This window comes from Streptomyces catenulae (assembly GCF_000718015.1).
Classification (GTDB): domain Bacteria; phylum Actinomycetota; class Actinomycetes; order Streptomycetales; family Streptomycetaceae; genus Streptomyces; species Streptomyces catenulae.
Map to the genome: position 1 here is coordinate 131,052 of NZ_JODY01000015.1, position 20,808 is coordinate 151,859.

The window sequence follows — 20,808 nt, forward strand, 5'->3', positions numbered from 1 at the left end:
CGCCGTAAAGGAAGTACGCCATGCCCTCCGCACGCGCAGGCCGGATTCTGGTCGCGGCGCTGGCCGGTGCCGGACTGCTGGTGTCGGGGTGCGCCCGGCCGAGCGTCGGCAGCGACCGGGACGATCCGACGAAACCGGTGACGCTGAAGTTCTGGCACGGCTGGGCGGAGCGGGGTGAGGTCAAGGCGGTGAACGACAGCATCGCCCGTTTCGAGAAAGCCCATCCGAACATCAAGGTCGAGACGATCGGGAACGTCACCGACGAGACCATGAACCAGGCGCTGCGGGCGGGCGGGAGCGACGCCCCCGACGTGGTGTCCTCGTTCACCACCAACAACGTCGGGCAGTACTGCTCCTCGGGCATGTGGGCCGATCTCGACCCGTTCCTGAAGAAGAGCGGCGTGGACAAGAAGAAGGTCTTCCCGAAAACGCTGCTCGACTACACACAGTTCCGTGGACGGCAGTGCGCACTGCCGCTGCTCGCCGACGCGTTCGGGCTCTACTACAACAAGGACGCGTTCCGGAAAGCCGGAATCGACCGGCCACCGCGGACGATGTCGGAATTCGCGCGGGACGCCGTCAAGCTGACCCGGCGCGACAAGGACGGTTCCTACCGGCGGGTGGGGTTCATGCCCTCCTTCCGGCTGTACCAGAACAGCCCGGACCGGATGTTCGCGCAGTGGGGTCCGACGTATTTCGATGCGAAGGGCAAGGCGGCGCTGGCGAAGGATCCGCGCAGCAAGGATTTCTTCCGCACCCAGCTCAAGCTGATCAACGCGCAGGGCGGTTACGGTCCGCTGGAGAAGTTCCGCACCATGTTCGGTGACGAGATGTCCTCGCAGAACGCCTTCCTCACGCAGAAGGTGGCGATGCACATGGACGGGGAATGGCGCGGGCGGATGCTCAAGGAAGCCAAGGCGCCCTTCCACTGGGACACCGCGCCGCTGCCCGTCCCCGACGATCAGGCGGACACCTACGGACGCGGCTATCTCAACGGCACCGTCATCGGTATCGCACACAGCAGCATGCATCAGAACGCCGCCTGGGAGTTGGTGAAGTTCCTGACCACCGACACCGATGAGGTGGTCTCCTTCGCCAACGCCATCCACAACGTTCCCTCGACGTTCGGGGCGCTGAATTCGCCGAAGCTGGACGCCGATCCGACGTTCCGCGCCTTCTTGGACATCGCGAAGAACCCGCACAGTTCGGCGCCGCCGCCGTCCAACAACGGCGGGCAGTACATCACCGCGCTCCAGGACTTCTCCTACGAAGTCGAAGCCGGAAGGGTCCCCGATCTCGACAAGGGGCTACGGACCCTCGACGCGCAGATCGACGCCGACAACCTCCAGTCCGAGAACTGACGGAGCCCGCCATGGCACTCAGTACCCGCGCGCCCGCGCTGCGCCGTAAGAAAATGCGCGAGAAACTGCGCACGGTCGGATTTCTCTCCCCCTGGCTGGTCGGCTTCTCGGTCTTCTTCGGCTATCCGCTGCTCGCCACCGTCTATTTCTCGTTCATGCACTACAACCAGATCGAGCAGCCCGCATTCGTCGGGTTGAAGAACTGGAAGTATGTGCTGACGCAGATGCCGCTGTTCGGTCCGGCGCTGTGGAACACGCTCTGGCTGGTCGTGGTGATGGTCGCGCTGCGGGTGGTCTTCGGGCTCGGCATCGGGCTGCTCGTCACGAAGATCAAGTCGGGGGCGGGGTTCTTCCGCACCGCGTTCTACCTGCCGTATCTGGCGCCGCCGGTCGCCGCGACCGTCGCCTTCGTCTTCCTGCTGAACCCGGGCACCGGGCCGGTCAACGAGATCCTCGGCGCCATCGGCATCGACGCGCCGTCGTGGTTCAACGACCCGAACTGGGCGAAGCCGTCGCTGGTGCTGCTGTCGCTGTGGGGCATCGGCGACCTGATGGTGATCTTCATGGCGGCGCTGCTGGACGTGCCGCGCGAGCAGTACGAGGCGGCGGAGCTGGACGGCGCCGGGGCGTGGGGGAAGTTCCGCTACGTCACCTGGCCCGCGATCACCCCGATCGTGATGTTCGCGGTGGTCACCGGCGTCGTGCAGACCATGCAGTACTACACGCAGGCGCTGGTCGCCGGGAAGCTCGCCTCCGGCGTCACCATCGCCGCCGGTGTGGTCATCCAGCCCGGCTACCCGGACCACTCCACGCTGACCGTCCCGCAGCTCGTCTACTCGCTGGGATTCCAGAACTTCAACACCGGCGCGGCGTGCGTGCTCTCGCTCGTGCTCTTCGTCATCGCCATGGCCGTCACCACCCTGCTGATGCGCAAGCGCGCGGGTCTGCTCCCGGCGGAGGACTGATCCCATGACCACCACGACCCTGAGCGCCCCCGGCGCACCGGCACGGACCGGCGGCGGCGACGCGCGCGGACCGGCGCTGCGGGCCCGCCGCACCCGGCTGCTGCACTGGATCGCCGTGCACACGGTGGCGATCGCCGCCGCGCTCTTCTTCGTGCTGCCGTTCGTCTTCGTCTTCCTGACATCGGTGATGGGCGACAGCCAGGCGATGAGCGGGAAATTGTGGCCCACCGAATGGCACTGGTCCAACTACGCCACCGTCTTCCACACCCCGGGCTTTCTGGACTGGTGGAAGAATTCCCTGATGTACGCGGGGCTGGGCACGCTCTGCACGGTCTGTTCGGCGGTGCCGGTGGCGTACGCGCTGGCGAAGTTCCGTTTCCGGGGCCGCCGGACGGCGATGATGCTGGTGATCTCCACGATGATGCTGCCGCCGCAGGTCGTCGTCATCCCGATGTATCTGGTGTGGGCGCAGCAACTGCATCTGTCCGGTTCGCTGTGGCCGCTGATCATCCCGCTGGCGTTCGGCGACGCGTACTCCATCTTTCTGCTGCGGCAGTTCCTGCTGACGATTCCGCAGGAGTACATCGAGTCGGCGAAGGTGGACGGCTGCGGTGAGATCCGTACGCTGTTGAAAATCGTGGTGCCGATGGCGAAGCCCGGAATTGCCGCCATCGCGCTGTTCCAGTTCTTCTACTGCTGGAACGATTATTTCGGCCCGCAGATCTACGCGGCGCAGAACCCTGGGGCATGGACGCTCTCCTACGGCCTCGAATCCTTCAAGAGCGCGCACAACGTCGACTGGAATCTGACCATGGCGGCGACGCTGCTGATCATGGCGCCGGTCATTCTCGTGTTCTTCTTCGCACAGAAAGCCTTCGTCGAAGGCGTCACTCTCACCGGAGTAAAGGGCTGAACCTGTGGCTGTTCCCATGAAACTCGCAGTGGTCGGCGGCGGGTCGACCTACACCCCCGAACTCATCGACGGCTTCGCACGGTTGCGGGACGTCCTCCCGCTGGCAGAGCTGGTCCTGATCGACCCGGCGGCCGACCGGCTGGAGCTGGTCGGCGGGCTGGCCCGGCGCATCTTCGCCAAGCAGGGCCACCCGGGCAAGATCTCCTGGACCTCCGACCTGGACGCGGGCGTGGACGGCGCCGACGCGGTCCTGCTCCAGCTGCGCGTGGGCGGGCAGGCGGCCCGCAACCAGGACGAGACGTGGCCGCTGGAGTGCGGCTGCGTGGGTCAGGAGACCACCGGCGCGGGCGGGCTCGCCAAGGCGCTGCGGACCGTCCCGGTGGTCCTGGACATCGCCGAGCGGGTGCGGCGGCGCAACCCCGACGCCTGGATCGTGGACTTCACCAACCCGGTCGGCATCGTCACCCGGGCGCTGCTCACCGAGGGCCACCGGGCCGTCGGGCTGTGCAACGTCGCCATCGGCTTCCAGCGGAAGTTCGCCCGGCTGCTGGACCTCGCGCCGGAGCGGGTGGAGCTGGAGCACGTCGGGCTCAACCACCTCACCTGGGAGCGGGCGGTCCGGGTCGACGGCGAGGACGTGCTGCCGCGGCTGCTGGCCGAGCACGGCGACGCGGTCGCCGAGGACCTGCGGATGCCGCGCTCCCTGGTGGACCGCCTCGGCGTCGTCCCCTCGTACTACCTGCGCTACTACTACCAGCACGACGAGGTGGTGCGGGAGCTGCGGCGCAAGCCGTCGCGGGCGGCGGAGGTCGCCGCGATCGAGAAGCAGCTGCTGGACATGTACGGCGACGAGAGCCTGGACGAGAAGCCGGAGCTGCTGGCGAAACGGGGCGGCGCGTTCTACTCCGAGGCGGCGGTGGCGCTGACGTCGTCGCTGCTGCGGGACACCGGCGACACCCAGATCGTCAACACCTTCAACAACGGCACGCTGCCGTTCCTGCCGGACGACGCGGTGATCGAGGTCCCGGCGACGGTCGACGCCACCGGCGCGAAGCCGCTGCCCGTGCGCCCCCTGGAGCCGCTGTTCTCCGGGCTGATCGGCAATGTCACCGCGTACGAGCGGCTGGCGCTGGAGGCGGCGCTCAAGGGGGGCCGGGACCGGGTGTTCCAGGCGCTGCTGGCCCATCCGCTGATCGGCCAGATCGCCTACGCCGAGCAGCTGACCGACGATCTCCTCGCACACAACCGGGAGCACCTGACGTGGGCCTGAGCGGCGCGTCGCTCGCGATCGACGCGGGCAACAGCAAGACGGACGTGGCCCTGGTGGGCGCCGACGGCCGGGTCCTCGGCACGGCCCGCGGCGGCGGTTTCCAGCCGCCGGTGGTCGGCGTCGGCCCCGCGGTGGACGTCCTCGCGCCGCTGGTGGCGTCGGTCCTGGCGCAGGGCGGCGGGGAGGGGCCGGTGGCGCATGTCTCGGCGTACCTCGCCAACGCCGATCTGCCGGTCGAGGAGAGCGCGCTGGAGGCGGAGATCACCGGGCGCGGCTGGGCCGGGTCGGTGACCGTCGCCAACGACACCTTCGCGCTGCTGCGCGCCGGGCTGCCGGACGGCGCCGAGCCGCGCGGCGTCGCCGTGGTGTGCGGTGCCGGGATCAACGGCGTGGGCCTGGGCCGGGACGGGGCGACCGCGCGGTTCCCGTCGGTCGGCCGGATCTCCGGCGACTGGGGCGGCGGCGGCCACCTCGCCGACGAGGCGCTGTGGAGCGCGGCGCGCGCCGAGGACGGCCGCGGCGGCCCCAGCGCGCTGGCCCGGGCGCTCCCCGCCCACTTCGGCCTGACCACCATGGCCGAACTCATCGAGGCGCTGCATCTGCGCCGCCTCCCCGACCACCGGCGGTACGAGCTGACGCCGGTGCTCTTCGCCGTCGCGGCGCAGGGCGACGCGGTGGCCCGGTCGATCGTCGAGCGGCAGGCGGACGAGGTGGTGCTGCTGGCCGCGGTCGCGCTGGAGCGGCTGGAACTGCTCGGCGAGGAGACCCGGGTGGTGCTCGGCGGCGGGGTGCTGGCCGCCCGTCATCCGCTGCTGCACGAGCGGGTGGTGCGGCTGCTGGCGGAGCGCGCGCCGAAGGCGGTCGCGCACGTGGTGACCGCTCCCCCGGTGCTGGGCGCCGCGCTCTCCGCCCTGGACCACGCCGGGGCCCCGGTGGCGGCGTACGCGCGGCTGCGGGAGACCTGGACGTAACGGCGGACGGATCCGCGCCCCGGGGCGCGGGGCGGCGGCGCGGTGACCTCGGGGGTCGCGCCACCGCCCCGCGCCTCTTCCGTGTGCGGGACCCGGGTCCGTCGCCCCCGAGGACCTCCCAATTACGACGTTTCCGGCATCGCGGGACCACCGTCGGCGAAATACCCCGCTGATCGTCCCCACGCGGGGCGTCGGGGCGTCACTATGGAGGAAAAGTGGGGGCAGCAGCACCCGAGAGGCGGCCGAAGCGCACCAACCACCGCGCCCCGTACGCAGTTTGGAGAGGTGATCGATGGGGGTCTTGGGACCCTTCCCCGGATCCGCGGAACGGCCGCCCGGCCAGGCGCTGGACCGCGAGGAGGCCGACCGCGCAGTGGAGCGGCTGAGCGCCGAGTACGAGGCGATCGAGTCCTCGCTCCAGGCCCTCCAGGACCACGCGGGGCGGCGCCTCCTGGAGGGCGCCGAACTGACCGGTGTGACCCGGGAGCGCTGGGCGGCCACCGAACGCTCCCTGACCGCGCTCTGGGCCGACTTCGACGCGTACACCGCGACGCTGGACACCGTCCGCGCCGTGCGGGAGCGGCGGCGCTGGCTCTCCCCCGGCGACCTCGCCGAACTGACCGGTCTGCTGCGCGACGCGCAGATCCCGGCCACCGGCGCCGCCGACGGCACCGGACCGTGCACCCTGCGCGAGCTGGTGGCCCGGCTCAACACCCGCTACGCCCGGGCGCTGGACACCATCGTCGCCGCCGACGCGGTCTGGTCCACACTGCCCGCCCGGATCGATCTGCTCGCCGAGGAGCTGCGGCGCACCCGCTCGCTGGCGCACTCCGTCGGCGTCCGCCCCGGCACCCACCCCTCCGGCGACGACCTGGAGGACATCACCGGCGAACTGACCCGGCTGCGCGCCGAGGTGATCACCGACCCGCTGGCGTTCTGGGTCGCCCCGGCGGGCGGCAGCGCCGCGCCGGGCGGCGGGCGCCCCGACACCACCCGCTACGACCGGGCCGCCCGCGCGCTGGAGGACGTCCGCCGGGAGATCGAGGCGGTGCTGGACGTCCGGCAGGACGCCGAGGCGCGGCTGATGCGGCTGCGGGACGTCCTCTCGCGCGCCGAACGCACCCTGACCGAGGCGCGGCAGGCGCGCGGCGAGGTGCTGGCGAAGATCGCGTCGTGCGAGGTCCCGGCGGTCAGCGGCCCGTCGACGGCGCTGCACGAACAGCTCGCGGCGGCCGCCGGTTTCCGGCGCCGCGCCCAGTGGCACCGCCTCTCGCCGCTGCTGGACCGGCTGGAGGAGAGCGCCGAGGACGAACTGCTGCGCGCCCGGGAGTCGCTGACGGCGGTGACCGCGCCGCTCGCGGTCCGCGCCGAGCTGCGCGGCCGTCTCGACGCGTACCGGGCGGAGCTGGCCCGGCGCGGTCTGGCGGGCGATCCGCTGCCGGGCGAGCGCTACGACGCGGCGCGGCGGCTGCTGTGGAGCGCGCCGTGCGATCTGCGGGCGGCCGAGGCGGCGGTGGCGCGCTACCAGCGGGCGGCGGCGGAGGCGCTCGCCGGGGAGCGGCCGGGCCCCGGGGGCGGGGCGTGAGCGGGCCCGCGGCCGAACGCACCGGTCCGCCCGCCGACTTCGGGTGGGGCGGACCGCACCGGGAGGATCCGGCCGCCGGAGGCGACCGGAGTACGGAACCTCGCCGCGGACTGGGTACTCTCCGGGGGCCACGGTGCCCGTCCGGCCTGCGGACCGGGCCGTGCGGTGCCGCCGGTGCCGCCGCACGGCCGGCGGCGGCACCGACCGCGCGGCAGGGCGCGGCGTGGCGAGACAAGGATCGAGCTGGTGGAGCGGGCCGACCGTTTCCGCCCCGGGACGTGGGTGTGACATGGGTGTGACTGGGCCGTCCAGGTGTCCGAGCTGCGGCGAGCCGCCGGAGGAGGAGGGCGCGGGCTGCGGACGCTGCGGCGCCGGGGTTCCGGCGCCGCCCGACCCGCAGACCCGGGTCCCCGAGGCGCCGACCGGGGAGGCGGCCGGGCGGCAACCGGCCACCGACCCGCGGGTCGCCGGGTACGAGGCGGTCGCCGACGCCGCCGAGCAGACGCCGGTGCGCGGTACCCGCCGGTGCGTGCTGTGCGGTGCGGGCGGGGTGGACGCGGCCGGGCGCTGCCCCCGCTGCGGACAGGCCCAGCCGCGCGAACGCGACCACATGGAGCGGGAGTTGGAGGGCGTCGGCGCGGTCAGCGACCTCGGCCGCCGCCACCACCGCAACGAGGACTTCTTCACGGTGTCGGCGACCGCCCTCCAGGACGGTTCGCCCGCCGTGGTCGCCGTCGTCTGCGACGGGGTCTCCTCCGCGACCCGGCCGGACGAGGCGTCGGCCGCGGCGTGCGAGGCGGCGTGCGAGTCGCTGCTGGAGTCGCTGCCGCGCGGCGTCCACGCCCAGCGGGCGATGCATGACGCGGTGGTCACGGCGGCGACGGCGGTCAACGACCTCGCCGGGCCGGACGACCCGCAGGAGCCGCGCCGGGAGAACGCCCCGGCCTGCACCTTCGTCGGCGCGGTGGTCGGCGGCGGGCTGCTGACCGTCGGCTGGGTCGGCGACAGCCGTGCCTACTGGGTACCCGACGACCGCGGCGTCCCGCCGACCCGGCTGACCGAGGACGACTCGTGGGCCGCGCAGATGATCGCGGGCAATCTGATGTCCGAGGCGGAGGCGATGGCGGACGAGCGGGCGCACGCCATCACCGGCTGGCTGGGCGCGGACGCCTACGAGGTCGAGCCGCACACCCGGCACTTCCAGCCGGACGGTCCGGGCGTCGTGGTGGTCTGCACGGACGGGCTGTGGAACTACGCGGAGTCGGCCGAGCAGATGGCCGCGGTGCTGCCCGCCGACGCGCACGCCCGGCCACTGGAGAGCGCCCGGACGCTGGTGACGCACGCGCTGGACGGCGGCGGGCACGACAACGTCACGGTCGCGGTGGTGCCGTTCCCGGCACCGGCGGGGCACGCGGCGACCGCCTGAGCCGACCGTCCGGTGCCGGTCCGGCGAAACGTTGCGGACACCCGTGGGTGGGACGTACGGATTCGTCGGATCGGCACCGTTTCGGGTGGCGCGTGACGCACTCCACACCCCGGGGCGGGCGGGACCCGCGACGCCCGGTGGGGCCCCGGTGACGGGCGCTCCCCGCTCCGAGGCGGGCGGCGGTGGCGAGGTGGCGAACGGTACTGTGCGACGGGGCGGCGGCTCCGGCACGCACGGGGCGCACCCGCCGCGGCCGTGAGACGGTCCACCCCACGCCATGTCAGACAGCGAGAGCACCGGCCGTGAGCGCCGGAGACGGTACGGAGGGGGAAGAACCGACATGCCTACCTGCCCGAACGGACACCAGTCGGTGGCCGAGGACTGGTGTGAGGTGTGCGGCCGGCCGATGGCGGGCGCCGTCCCCCCGCCGCCCTCCCTGCCCGCCGGCTTCCTCAACACCCCGGCCGCCGGAACCCCCGGCCCGCCGCCGCCCCCCGGCCAGGGCTTCCCGCCCCCGCCCGGCGGCACCCAGGGCGGTCCGGGCCCGCAGGACGGCCAGGGCTTCCCGCCGCCACAGGACGCTCCCGGCTTCCCGCCCCCGGGTCAGACCGGTCCGCCGCCGGGCGCGCCCGGCGGCCCGCCGCCCGGCCAGGTGCCGCCGCCTCCCGGCGCGCCCACCGGGCCTCCCCCGGGTCAGATGCCGCCGCCTCCGGGCGGCCCCCAGGGCGGTGGCTACGGTTTTCCGCCCCCGCAGGACGGCCCGCCGCAGGGCGGCTACGGCTTCCCGCCGCCCGCCGCGCCCCAGGGCGGCCCCCAGGGTGGCCCCGGCTTCCCGCCCCCGCCCGGCCCGCAGGGCGGTCCGGGTTTCCCGCCGCCGCCCGGCCCGCAGGACGCTCCCGGCTTCCCGCCGCCGCCCGGCCCGCAGGGCGGTCCGGGTTTCCCGCCGCCGCCCGGCGGCCCCCATGACGCCCCCGGTTTCCCGCCCCCGCCCGGTGGTAACCAGGACGCTCCCGGTTTCCCCCCGCCACCCGGTGGTACCCAGGGTGGCCAGGTGCCGCCGCCCCCGGGTGCGCCGACCGGCCCGCCCCCGGGCCAGACCCCGCCGCCTCCGGGTGGCTACGGCTTCCCGCCCCCGCAGGACGGTCCCCCGCAGGGCGGCTACGGCTTCCCGCCGCCCGCCGCACCGCAGGGCGGCCCCGGATTTCCGCCGCCGCCCGGCGGCCCGCAGGACGCTCCCGGCTTCCCGCCCCCGCCCGGCGGCCCGCAGGACGCTCCCGGCTTCCCGCCGCCGCCCGGCGGTAGCCAGGGCGGTCAGGGCTTCCCGCCGCCTCCGGGTGCGCCCGGTCCCGGTGGTCCCCAGGGTGGCTACGGTTTCCCGCCCCCGCCGGGTCCCGGTCCGCAGGGCGGTCCCGGGCAGCCGCAGGGCGGTCCCGGTTTTCCGCCCGCGCCCGGTGGCGAGCAGCAGGGTGCGCCCGAGGCGTGCCCGCAGTGCGGTACGCCGCGGGCCGCGGGTGCGCCCGCCTGTGAGGAGTGCCGTTTCTCCTTCGCCGGGCAGGCGCCCGCCTCGTTCGCCCCGCCCGTCGGCGCCGGTCAGCCCGGCCCGCCCCAGGGCGGCTACGGCTTCCCGCCCGCGCCGGGCCCCGGCCCGCAGGACGGTTACGGCTTCCCGCCGCCGCAGCAGGGTCCGCCGCCCGGTATCCCCGGGCCCGGCGGTCGGCCGGGGGCGCCCGGTCAGCCCGCGCCGCAGCAGCCCGGGGACGACTGGCCGCTGAGCCCGCCGGACGCCCAGGGTGCGCCGCCCGCGCCCCCGGCGCCGTTCGGCCAGCAGCCGCCCGGCGCCCCGCAGGGCCCGGTGCCGCCGCAGCAGCCCGGTCCGTACGACCCGCAGCAGCCGCCGCCCCCGCCGGGCGAGCAGCAGTGGGGCGGCGGTCCGGCGCAGGCTCCGGAGGCGCCGCAGGCCGCGGCGCCGGTCGTCGGGGACGGCTGGGTCGTCGCCATCGCACCGGACCGTGAGTACTTCGCCGCGATGATGGAGCGCAGCGGCCCGGAGGCGGCGGGGCTCAACCTCCCGTCGTACGGCCCCGAGCAGCAGTTGCCGCTGGCCGGTGGGCAGATCGCGATCGGGCGGCGGCGCAACAGCACCGGTGAGTCGCCCGACGTCGACCTGGGCCGTTCGCCGGAGGACCCGGGCGTCTCGCACCAGCACGCGCTGCTGGTGCAGCAGCCGGACGGCAGCTGGGCCGTGGTGGACCAGAACTCCACCAACGGCACCACGCTCAACCTCGCCGAGGAGCCGATCCAGCCGTACGTCCCCGTCGCGCTGCACGAGGGCGACCGGGTGCACGTCGGCGCGTGGACGACGCTGACCGTCCGCCGCGGCTGAGGCCCAAGGACCGGAGAACGGGGCGTGACCTGCGCGGTCACGCCCCGTTCGGGTATCCGCCCAGCTCCCAGGCGTACGGGCCGGACGGGTCGTCGAGCCAGAACCACTGGCGGTCGCCCTCGACCGTCACGCCGTACCGCTCCCGCCGTGGCCGCCGCTCCCGCCGCCACAGCACGTACGCCTCCTGCGGCAGCAGCCCGACCGCGCCGATGCCCAGCAGGAAGCGGAACCGGTCGTCGCCCAGCGCCTGGCGCGGCCGGCCCAGCCCCACCGCGTCCGCCTCGTACTCCCCGTCGGCACCGGCCGCCGGGCCCGGGGTGCGCAGCGGGACGAAGTACACCGGGAGCGGCAGGAAGCGGCCCTCGGCGCGGCCGTCGGGGGCGACCCGCAGCTTCAGCAGGCCGGTGCCGAGCGGCGCGAGGATCACCGCGTCCGCCGCGCACTGCCGGGGCCAGGCGGTCGGCACCGCGCCCAGGGAGCAGGTCGCGAGGATCCGGTCGAAGGGGGCGCGCGAAGGGCAGCCGAGCGCCCCGTCGCCGGTCACCACGGTCGGCCGGTACCCGGCGGCCGCCAGCCGTTCCCGGGCCGCCGCGGTGATCTCCTCCTCCAGGTCCACGGTGGTCACCGCGGCGCCGCCCAGCCGGTGGGTGAGGAGGGCCGCGTTGTAGCCGCTGCCGGTGCCGACCTCCAGGACCCGGCAGCCGTCGGTGACGTCCAGCGCCTCCAGCATCCGCGCCATCAGCGACGGCTGGCTGCTGGACGACACCAGCCGCCCCGCGTCGTCGACGCGGAGCGCCAGCGGCACGTCCCGGTAGACGCCGCGCAGCCAGGCGGCCCGGCGCAGCGGATCGGCGTCGTCGCCCGCCAGCCGTTCGTGGCCGCCCGGGACGCTGTCGTGGAAGACCGGGACGAACGCCTCCCGCGGCACCGCGTCGAACGCCGCCCGCCAGCGCGGATCGCGCAGCCCGCCGCCGCGGGCGATGCCGCGCACCAGCCGCCCGCGCGCCGCGGCCGCCGCCGCGGGTCCGGCGGGGTCGCCGTCGCGTTCCGGGTCCATGCCTCCACTGTCCACCCCGTGACCCGGCCCGCGCCGGTCGGCGTGTCTGACACCATGGACGGGTGACTGACGACCCGCGCACCACCGATCCGGAGCTGACCTTCTACGACCAGGTCGGCGGCGAGGAGACCTTCCGCCGTCTGGTGCGCCGCTTCTACGAGGGCGTGGCCGGCGACCCGCTGCTGCGGCCGATGTACCCCGAGGAGGACCTCGGTCCGGCCGAGGAGCGGATGACGCTCTTCCTGATGCAGTACTGGGGCGGGCCGCGCACCTACAGCGAGAACCGCGGCCATCCGCGGCTGCGGATGCGGCATTCGCCGTTCACCGTGGACCGCGCCGCGCACGACGCCTGGCTGCGGCTGATGCGGGACGCGGTGGACTCCCTGGAGCTGTCCGAGGAGCACGCCGCTCAGCTGTGGAACTACTTCACGTACGCCGCCGCCACGATGATCAACTCCCCGGGCTGAGCGGCCCGGTGGCGTCGTACGTCACAATCCGGACACGTCCCGGCAGCTGACTGACGGTACGGGCCGCGCTCTGACAGCATCCGAACAGTGTTCGGTTGCTGAGCGGTGCAGGGGGACCCGTGTTCGGCTTCGTCATTCCGCGGCTGCGCGCACAGCGGCTACTGCCGGGTGCCGCGCTCGTCGCGGTGCTGCTGACCACGACGGTCCTGACCACCCTCACCGGCTACGCGGACGCCGTCGGCGACGCCGGACTCCGCCGGGCGCTGGCCACCCGCGCCGCGCCCGCCGCCGCCCTCCGCGTCACCGCGCAACTGCCCGCCGACGCCACCGCCCCCGCCGACCGCGCGGTGCGCCGCGCCGCCGACCGGGCCTTCGGCGGGCTGCCCTACGGCGTCCGCACCCTGGTCCGCTCCGGCCCGTACGCGCTGCCCGGCGCCGGCCCACGCCGCGGCGCACTGCCCGGCGTCCGTCCGCGCCGCGGCGGTGACCCGGACCTCACCCAGCTCGCCGCCCTCGACACCTCCCGCCTCACCTTCACCGCGGGCACCCGGCCCGCGGCGCCCACCGGCGGCGGGCCGCTCCAGGTGGCGCTGCCGGAGGCGGCCGCCACCCGGCTGGGCCTCGCCCCGGGCCGCCGCCTCACCCTCACCGACCGGCTCTCCGGCCCCGACCTGACCGTCGAGGTCACCGGCGTGTGGCGGCCCAAGGACCGCACCGACCCCTACTGGAAGCTCGACGAACTCGGCGGACGGGGCGTGCGCACCCTCGGGTTCACCACCTACGGGCCGCTGCTGACCGCCCCGGAGGCGTTCCGCGGCGGGCGGGTCGCCCAGGAGTCCGCCGGGTGGCTGGTCACCGGCGACTTCCGCACCCTGACCGCGGGGCGGCTGGACGCGCTGACCGATGCCGCGCGCCCGGCCGCCAAGGCGCTGATGGCCGATCCGGCGTTCGCCGGGCGCGCCACCGCGAGCACCGAACTCCCCGACACGCTGGGGGAGTTGCGGCGCGCGCTGCTCGTCAACCGCTCCGGTGTGCTGATCGTCGCCCTCCAGCTGATCCTGCTCGCCGGGGCGGCGCTGCTGCTGGTCGCCGGGGCGCTGAACGGCGAACGCGCCGCGGAGGGCGCCCTGTTGCGGGCCCGCGGCGGCGCCCGCCGCACGCTGGCCGCCGCCGCGCTCGCCGAGGCGCTGCTGCTCGCGCTGCCCGCCGCCGTCGCCGCCCCGCTCCTCGCCGTCCCGCTGCTGCGGCTCCTCGCCTCCGACGGGCTGCCGCTGGACACCGCGCCGACCGCCACCACCTGGGCCACCGGCGCCGCCGTCGCGCTGGGCTGCGCCCTCACCCTGGCGGCGCCCGCCCTGCGCACCGGGGCGGCGCGGCCGGGCCGCCGCCGGTTCGCCGCACCGCCCGGGGCGCTGCGCGCCGGGGCCGACCTGGGACTCCTCGTCCTCGCCGCGGTCGCCTTCGTCCAACTGCGGCAGCACTCCGCGGACGGCGGCGGGGTGCTGACCGAGGACGCCGCCGGGCGGCCGGTCATCGATCCGGTGCCGGTCGCGGCGCCCGCGCTGGCGCTGCTGGCGGGCGCGGTGGTGACGCTGCGGCTGCTGCCGCTCGCCGCCCGCCTCGCCGAACGCGCCGCGGCCGCCGGGCGGGGGCTGGGCGCGGCGCTCGCCGCCTGGCAGATCGGCCGCCGCACCACCGGCGCCACCGGTCCGGTGCTGCTGCTCGTCCTCGCCACCGCGCTGGGCATGCTCGCCGTCGGCCAGCGCGCCTCCTGGGACCGCTCCCAGGACGACCAGGCCGACCACCGCGCGGGCTCGGCCGTCCGCGTCCTGGCGGGCCGCGCCCCGCAGTTCGGCGCGGGCGGCGCGCTGGCGGCCACCCCGGGCGTGGCGGCGGCGCTGCCCGCCGGGCAGGCCACGCTGAACCTCTCCGACGGCCACAGCACCACCCTCCTCGCCCTCGACACCCGCGCCGCCACCGGCGCCCTGCTGCTCCGCGGCGACCTCGTCGGCGGCTCCGCCGACACCCCGCCGGGCCGCGCCGCCGACCCCGTGCTCCGCGCCCTCGCACCCCCGCCCGGCGCCCCCGGTGTGGCCGTGCCGGAGCGCACCGCCCGGCTGCGCCTGACCGTCACCCTCCGCTCGCTGCGCACCCTCAGCGCCGCACCCGGCGCCCCGGCGCACGACACCGGCCCGGTCCCCGCCGACCTCGCCGTCCAACTGACCGACGGCCACGGCGCGCCGTACCCGCTGGCTCTGGGCCGCGTCCCCGCCGACGGGCGGCCGCACACCCTCACCGCCGACCTCGCCGCCGCGGCCGGATCCGGCGGCCGACCCGTCGGGCCGCTGCGGCTGACCGGGCTCACCACCACCACGGCCCAGCCGCCGGTCGCCCACCGCCAGCGGCTCACCCTCACCGCCGCCCGCGCCGACCTCCCCGACGGCACCCACCACACCCTGCGCCCGCCCCGCGGACCGGCCTGGACCGGCGCCCTCGGCACCAAGAGCACCTACGCCGACCAGGACTTCGGCCCCCGCACCGGCGCCACCGCCGTCCCACCGGGCGCGCTCGCCGCCCAGACCTACGACACCGGCGCCCGGCCCGCCGACGGCTACGGCGCCGCCGTCACCACCGTCCGCACCCTCGCCGCCCACCCCCGGCGCGGCCCGCTGCCCGCCGTCGCCACCGACGCCTATCTCCGCGCCAGCGGCTCGAAGACCGGCGCGACGGTCGACATCACCGTCAACGGGCAGCCGCTGCGGGCCCGTATCGTCCGCGCCGTACGGGCGCTGCCCGGGCCCGCCGACCGGCCCGCCGACGGCGCCGGGCTCCTCGTCGACTACGCCGCCGTCAACGAGGCGCTCGCCGACCACGACGCGGCGCCGCTGCCCGCGACCGAGTGGTGGATCCGGCCCGCGGGCGGCGACGCGGCGCGGGCCGCCGCCGCGCTGCGCGGGCGCGGCGACACCGAGCCCGGGCAGGTCCTGGTCCGCGACGAGATTGCCGCCGCGCTCCACGGCGACCCGCTGGGCCGCGGCCCGCGGGCGGCGCTCGCCGCGGCCACGGTCGTCGCGGTCGCGCTGGCCGCGGCGGGCTTCGCGGTCGGCTGCGCCGCCGCGCTGCGCGCCCGCGCCGCGGAGTTCGCCGTACTGCGCGCCCTGGGCACGTCCCGGCGCCGCCGGGCCCGCGCGGTCGTCGCCGAACAGGGCCTGCTGATCGCCGCGGCCACCGCCGTCGGCGCGGCCCTCGGCGCCCTGCTGACGCACGCCGTCGTCCCGCTGATCGTGCTGACCGAACACGCCGACCGGCCCGTCCCGCCGGTCCTGGTGGAGCTGCCGGGCGGACAGGTCGCGCTGCTGATCGCCGCGGTCGTCGCGGTGCCGCTGCTGACCACCGCCGCGGTGGCCGTGCGGCGCGGCGACACCGTCCGGGACCTGCGCGTCCGGGGAGGCGTCTGACATGAACCGCACCGCCGCCCGGCACCCCGCGCACGGCCCCGCCGTGGTCCTCGGCGTGCTGGTGCTGCTCACCGCGTTCCTCGCCGCCGCGTTCGTCGGGGGCGTCGACGCGTACGAGACCCGCGGCGCCCGCGCGGCCCTCGCCACCGCCCCCGCCGAACAGCGCGCCCTCCAGATCTCCCTCTCCCGCACCGACACCACCGAACCCGGCACGGACTTCGCCCCCCGCCGCACCGACCGCGAGGACCGCGCCCTGCGCCGCACCCTCGGCATCCCCCTCGCCCCCGGGGACGCGGTGCACGGCGTCCGCACCACCGTCCCGCTCACCACCCCCGACCCGAAGCTGCCCCGCCCGGACGGCGCGCCCGCCGCGTTCACCCTCTACGCCCCCGCCGGACTCGACGACCACGCCACGCCCACCGAGGGCCGCCTGCCGCGCGCCGCCGCACCCGGCGCCGAGGTCCTGGAGGCCGCCGTCACCACCGCCACCGCCCGCACCCTGCACCTGCGGCCCGGCGACACCCTGCACCCCGGCACACTGACCGTCCGCATCACCGGCCTGCTCACCCCCCGCGCCGCCACCGGCGCCTACTGGTCCCTCGACGACCTGCTGACCGCCCCGCACCTGGCCCCCACCGACGGCGTCCCCCCGCTGCGCGCCTGGCGCGGCGCGCTGCTGCTGGCACCCGGGGACGGCCCCGCGCTCACCGCCGAGGACCGCGGCGCGGCGGAGAAGTTCTGGTGGTACGGGCTCGACGCGCGGCCCCTCACCGCCCGTCAGGTCCCGGCGCTGCGCACCCGGCTGGCCTCCCTGGAGCACGGCACGGCGCTGGCCGCGGTCCGCGCGGTGACCGGCCCCGACACCGTCGTCGACACCGCCGCCGACTCCCTCCTCGCGGGCTACGCACGCTCCCGGGCCGCCCTCACCCCGGTCCTCGCGGTCGCCGCCTGCACCGTCGCCACCACCGCCGCCGTGGTCCTCGTCATGGCGGGCGCCCTCGCCGCCGCCCGCCGCCACGACGAGTTCGCACTGCTACGGGCCCGCGGCGCCTCCCTCCCGGGGCTCGCCGGACGCCTCGCCGCGGGCACCTGCGCGGTGGCGCTGCCCGCCGCCGCGGCAGGCTGGGGCGCCGCCCGCCTCCTCGTCCCCGGCTCCCCCGGCGCCCCGGCCACCGGCCCGCTGCTCGCCGCGACCGCCGTCGCCGTGGTGGGCGCGGCCGTGCTGCCGCTGCGCGCCGCCCACGTCCACCGGCGCCCGCACCCCACGGCCCGCCACGACACCGCCACCGCCCGGCCCTCCCGCCGCCGCGCCGTCGCCGAACTCACCACCGTCGCCCTCGCCGCCGCGGCCGTCACCGCGCTCCGCCGCCACGGCCCGGCGGACGGCCCGGACCTCCTCGTCAGCGCCGCGCCCGTACTGATCGCGGTGATCGCCACCCTGCTGCTGCTCCGCCTCCACCCGCTGCCGCTACGCGCCCTGGCCAGGCCCGCCGCCCGCCGCCGCGGCCTCACCGGCTTCCTGGCACTGGCCCGCGCCGGACGCGCCCGGACCGCCACCGGACTGCCGCTGCTCGCCCTGCTGACCGCCCTGACCTGCGCCTCCTTCGGTGGCGCGGTGCTGTCCGGCGTCGGCCACGGCCGGGACGCCGCCGCCCTGGCCACCGTCGGCGCCGAGGCCCGCATCACCTCCGACCGGCCCCTGCCGCCCGCCCTGCGCACCGCGCTGACGAAGGTCCCCGGCGTCACCGACGCCGTCCCCGTCCGCACCGAGGTCCAGCCCGCCCCGGACAACGGCCCGCCGCTGACCCTCGTCGTCGCCGACGCCGACGCCTACGCCCGGCTCTCCCGCGCCACCGGCCTCGGCGCGTTCGCCCCCACCACCCTCGCCGAGCCCGGCGGCGACGCCCCGCTGCCCGCCCTCGTCTCCCCCGACGTCGTCCGCCGCTTCGGCCACGACCCGATGCCGCTGCAGCCCGAGGCCGGCTCGCTCGTCGTCCGGCCCGCCGCGGTCCGCGCCGACACCCCCGCACTGCCCGGCGGCGACTTCCTGGTGGTCGCCGCCGACGCCGTGCACCACCGCCACCCGGACGCCGACGCCTCCCCCACCGCCCTGCTGCTCTCCGGCACCTCCCCCGACCCCGCCGCGCTCCGCGCCGCCGTCCGCGCCCACACCCCGCCCGGCGCCCACCCGGTGACCGTGATCCGCGGCGAGGTCCGCGCCCGCCTCGCCGACGCCCCGCTCCAGCAGGGCGCCGAACGGCTCTACGCCGCGGCGACCGCCGCCGGAGCCGGATACGCGCTGCTCGCCCTGGTGCTCGCCGGACTGCGCGCGGCCCCCGACCGCGCGCCGCTGCTCGGCCGGTTGCGGGCGCTGGGCATGTCCCGGCGGCAGGGGCGGCGGCTGCTGCTCCTGGAGGCGCTGCCGCAGGCCCTCCTCGCCGCGGTCGGCGGCGCGGCGACCGCCGCCGTCACCCTGTGGCTGCTGGGCCCGGCGACCGACCTCACCCCGCTGGCGCTGCCCGGCGGCGCCTCCGGCACCGTCCCGCTGCGCTCCGGAGGGGCCACCCTGCTGCTGCCGTCGGCGGGCGTCCTCGTCCTCACCCTCGCGGCGGCCCTGGCACAGACATGGTCGGCCGGACGACGGCAGTCCCCCGACCGGAGAGCAGGTGACCTGTGACGGAACGACCCGCACACCCCGACGCGACACCGGACGGCGGCCCGCGCGAACCGGACGGCGCCGCCCCGGTCGGCCTCGCCGAGCTGGAACGCCGCGCCGCCGCCCGCGGCGACCGCCCCGCCTACGGCCATGACGCGCTGATCGCCTGCGACCGGCTGGTCCGCGTCTTCGCCACCGACGGCGTGGAGGTCCAGGCCCTCCAGGGGCTCGATCTGCTGGTCGCCGAGGGCGAGTTGATGGCGCTGGTCGGCGCGTCCGGCAGCGGCAAGTCCACGCTGATGAACATCCTCGCCGGACTGGACGTCCCCACCGCGGGCGCCGCCCGCGTCGACGGCCGCGACCTGCTGACGATGGGCGCCCGCGACCGCCTCGCCTACCGCCGCGACACCGTCGGCTTCGTCTGGCAACAGACCGCCCGCAACCTCCTGCCGTACCTCACCGCGCTCCAGAACGTCGCCCTGCCGATGCGGCTGGCGGGCCGCAGGCGCCGCGCGGAGCGGCCCCGGGCCGCCGAGGAGCTGCTGACGATGCTGGCGCTCGACCACTGCCGCGACCGGCGCCCGCACGAGATGTCCGGCGGCGAACAGCAGCGCGCCGCCATCGCCGTCGCCCTCGCCAACGCCCCCAAGGTGCTGCTCGCCGACGAGCCCACCGGCGAACTGGACTCCGCCACCGCCGAGCAGGTCTTCGCCGCGTTCCGCACCGCCAACGCCGAACTGGGCACCACCGTCGTCATCGTCACCCACGACCAGACCGTCGCCGACGAGGTCCGCCGCACCGTCGCCATCCGCGACGGCCGCACCTCGTCGGAGGTACTGCGCCGCACCGAACGCGACGCGGCGACCGGCGCCGAATCCCTGGTCTCCCGCGAGTACGCGATGCTCGACCGCGCCGGACGGCTGCAACTCCCCGCCGACCATCTGACGAGCCTGGGCATGGCCCACCGGGTGCTGCTGGAGCTGGAGAGCGACCACATCGGCGTCTGGCCGGACCGCACGGCGGACGACGCGGCCCGCAGCCGCACGGACGGGGAGGAGAACACCCCGGGCGGGGCATCCGGCGCCTGAGCGGTCACCGCAGAGGCGCCGCCCGGCCCGCGCTCAGGTGGGCGTGACCGTCAGCCCGGACAGCCCCGGGCCCGCGACCCGTACCGCCACCGACCCGTACGGGGTGGACAGCCGCAGCCAGCCACCGGCGGCGAGCAGGACGGGCGGCTGCGGGGCGGGCGCGGTCGGCAGCCCGCCGCCGGGCGCCGCCGGGACCTGCGCCGGACGCAGAAAACCGAGGGAGCGCGCGGCGTGCACGGCGCGCAGCGGCAGCCGGGTGTCGCCGAGCGTCCGCGACCAGATCTCCCGGCCGATCGCGTCCCGCGCCGCCCGGGTGCGCTCCTGCGGGTCCAGCGCCTCGTCCCGGGCCCGGAACTCCGCGACCGCCGCGGCGACCGCCCGGCCCAGCGCCTCGGGGCCCGGCAGCCCGGACACCCGCCGCCAGCCACCGCGCGGCGGCAGCACCCCGGCCCACGGCGGACCGGTGACCGCCGCGGGCACCGTCAGCACACCGGCGGCCTCCCCGACGGCCTCCGGATCGATCGCCTCCAGCAGATCACCGGCCGAGACGGTGGTGTCCAGCCGCATCCCGTCGGGGCCGCCGGGACCCCGCGGATCGGCGAGCCGCGCCGTGCGGATCGCCAGGACCTCGAAGGACGGCGGCCGCCCGAAGACGGCCAGCGCACCGCCGCCGCCCTGCAACCGCACCGCGGCGGCCCTGTCGTAATGCAGCAGCCGACCCAGGAAGGCGGCGAGATCCGCCGCCTCCCCGGCATCGGCCAGGCGCAGCACCGTCATCCGGCGACTGCCCCCTTCGTCTGCGCGGCGTCGTCGAGGTACTCCTTCAGGTGCGCCTTCTCCTCCGCGGTCAGGCGGCGAGGGCGCTCGGCCTCGAAGTCGTACGGCACGACGACGGTCGAGGCACGCAGATACAGCGTCCCCTCGTCCTTGACCTCGTAGGAGACCGTCATCGACGCGGCACTGATCTTCGTGACCCACAGCTCGACGGTGACCGGCGCGTGCCGGTGCACCAGCGGGCGGACGTAGTCGATCTCGTGCCGCGCGACGACGGAACCACCGGTGAACGACACACTGCCGTTCCCCGGCGCCAGCCGGTCCATGAAATCGATCCGCGCCTCTTCGAGATAGCGCACGAAGACCGCGTTGTTGACATGACCGAACGCGTCCATGTCGGACCAGCGCAGGGGGCAGGCATAGGTGTGACGCAC

At 76.3% G+C, this 20,808-nt stretch carries 15 protein-coding genes; 12 read left to right on the forward strand and 3 right to left on the reverse strand.

Annotation, left to right across the window (positions count from 1 at the left end):
• Positions 1-20: 20 nt before the first annotated feature.
• From IF23_RS0115535 to IF23_RS32650, 8 genes are all read left to right on the forward strand, one after another.
• Positions 21-1,361 carry an ABC transporter substrate-binding protein gene (locus IF23_RS0115535; RefSeq protein WP_030283972.1) on the forward strand — a complete coding sequence of 447 codons (1,341 nt, stop codon included), beginning with the start codon at positions 21-23 and terminating at the stop codon, positions 1,359-1,361.
• A gap of 11 nt (positions 1,362-1,372) precedes the next feature.
• A complete protein-coding gene (locus IF23_RS0115540) occupies positions 1,373-2,326 on the forward strand; it encodes a carbohydrate ABC transporter permease (RefSeq protein WP_030283974.1) in 954 nt (317 codons plus the stop codon).
• Positions 2,327-2,330: 4 nt separating this feature from the next.
• Complete coding sequence (locus tag IF23_RS0115545) at positions 2,331-3,239, forward strand: carbohydrate ABC transporter permease (protein WP_030283976.1); 909 nt, start codon at positions 2,331-2,333, stop codon at positions 3,237-3,239.
• A gap of 16 nt (positions 3,240-3,255) precedes the next feature.
• Complete coding sequence (locus tag IF23_RS0115550; protein WP_030283978.1) at positions 3,256-4,509, forward strand: 6-phospho-beta-glucosidase; 1,254 nt, start codon at positions 3,256-3,258, stop codon at positions 4,507-4,509.
• Entirely contained in the window at positions 4,500-5,480 is a 981-nt protein-coding gene (locus IF23_RS0115555) for an N-acetylglucosamine kinase (protein WP_030283980.1), read from the forward strand. The genes IF23_RS0115550 and IF23_RS0115555 overlap by 10 nt, the downstream gene beginning before the upstream one ends.
• Positions 5,481-5,772: 292 nt before the next feature.
• Positions 5,773-7,065, forward strand: a complete 1,293-nt coding sequence (locus IF23_RS0115560) for a hypothetical protein (protein ID WP_030283982.1) — start codon at positions 5,773-5,775, stop codon at positions 7,063-7,065.
• A 289-nt stretch (positions 7,066-7,354) separates the two neighbouring features.
• Positions 7,355-8,491 (forward strand): PP2C family protein-serine/threonine phosphatase, encoded by a 1,137-nt coding sequence (locus tag IF23_RS0115565; protein WP_030283984.1) that lies wholly within the window; start codon positions 7,355-7,357, stop codon positions 8,489-8,491.
• Positions 8,492-9,542: 1,051 nt separating this feature from the next.
• The gene (locus IF23_RS32650; RefSeq protein ID WP_342667923.1) at positions 9,543-10,874 is read left to right on the forward strand and encodes an FHA domain-containing protein; all 1,332 of its coding nucleotides are present in this window, start codon (positions 9,543-9,545) and stop codon (positions 10,872-10,874) included.
• 37 nt (positions 10,875-10,911) lie between these two features.
• On the opposite strand, the gene IF23_RS0115575 is transcribed toward IF23_RS32650, so the two are convergent.
• Complete coding sequence (locus tag IF23_RS0115575) at positions 10,912-11,931, reverse strand: methyltransferase domain-containing protein (protein WP_030283987.1); 1,020 nt, start codon at positions 11,929-11,931, stop codon at positions 10,912-10,914.
• Positions 11,932-11,993: 62 nt separating this feature from the next.
• On the opposite strand from IF23_RS0115575, the gene IF23_RS0115580 reads away from it, so the two are divergent.
• From IF23_RS0115580 to IF23_RS0115595, 4 genes are all read left to right on the forward strand, one after another.
• On the forward strand, positions 11,994-12,398 hold the full coding sequence (locus IF23_RS0115580) for a globin (protein ID WP_030283989.1): 405 nt from the start codon (positions 11,994-11,996) through the stop codon (positions 12,396-12,398).
• Between the two features lie 119 nt (positions 12,399-12,517).
• Entirely contained in the window at positions 12,518-15,856 is a 3,339-nt protein-coding gene (locus tag IF23_RS0115585) for an FtsX-like permease family protein (protein ID WP_030283991.1), read from the forward strand.
• Position 15,857: 1 nt separating this feature from the next.
• Complete coding sequence (locus IF23_RS35400) at positions 15,858-18,533, forward strand: FtsX-like permease family protein (protein WP_030283992.1); 2,676 nt, start codon at positions 15,858-15,860, stop codon at positions 18,531-18,533.
• Positions 18,534-18,616: 83 nt separating this feature from the next.
• Positions 18,617-19,600: an ABC transporter ATP-binding protein gene (locus IF23_RS0115595; RefSeq protein ID WP_051739596.1), complete on the forward strand. Its 984-nt coding sequence runs from the start codon at positions 18,617-18,619 to the stop codon at positions 19,598-19,600.
• A 33-nt stretch (positions 19,601-19,633) separates the two neighbouring features.
• Here the strand turns inward: IF23_RS0115595 and IF23_RS0115600 are convergent, their stop codons facing one another.
• A complete protein-coding gene (locus tag IF23_RS0115600; protein ID WP_030283995.1) occupies positions 19,634-20,377 on the reverse strand; it encodes a DUF8185 domain-containing protein in 744 nt (247 codons plus the stop codon).
• Positions 20,374-20,808: an acyl-CoA thioesterase gene (locus IF23_RS0115605; protein WP_037678273.1), complete on the reverse strand. Its 435-nt coding sequence runs from the start codon at positions 20,806-20,808 to the stop codon at positions 20,374-20,376. Before IF23_RS0115605 ends, IF23_RS0115600 begins: the two co-directional genes overlap by 4 nt.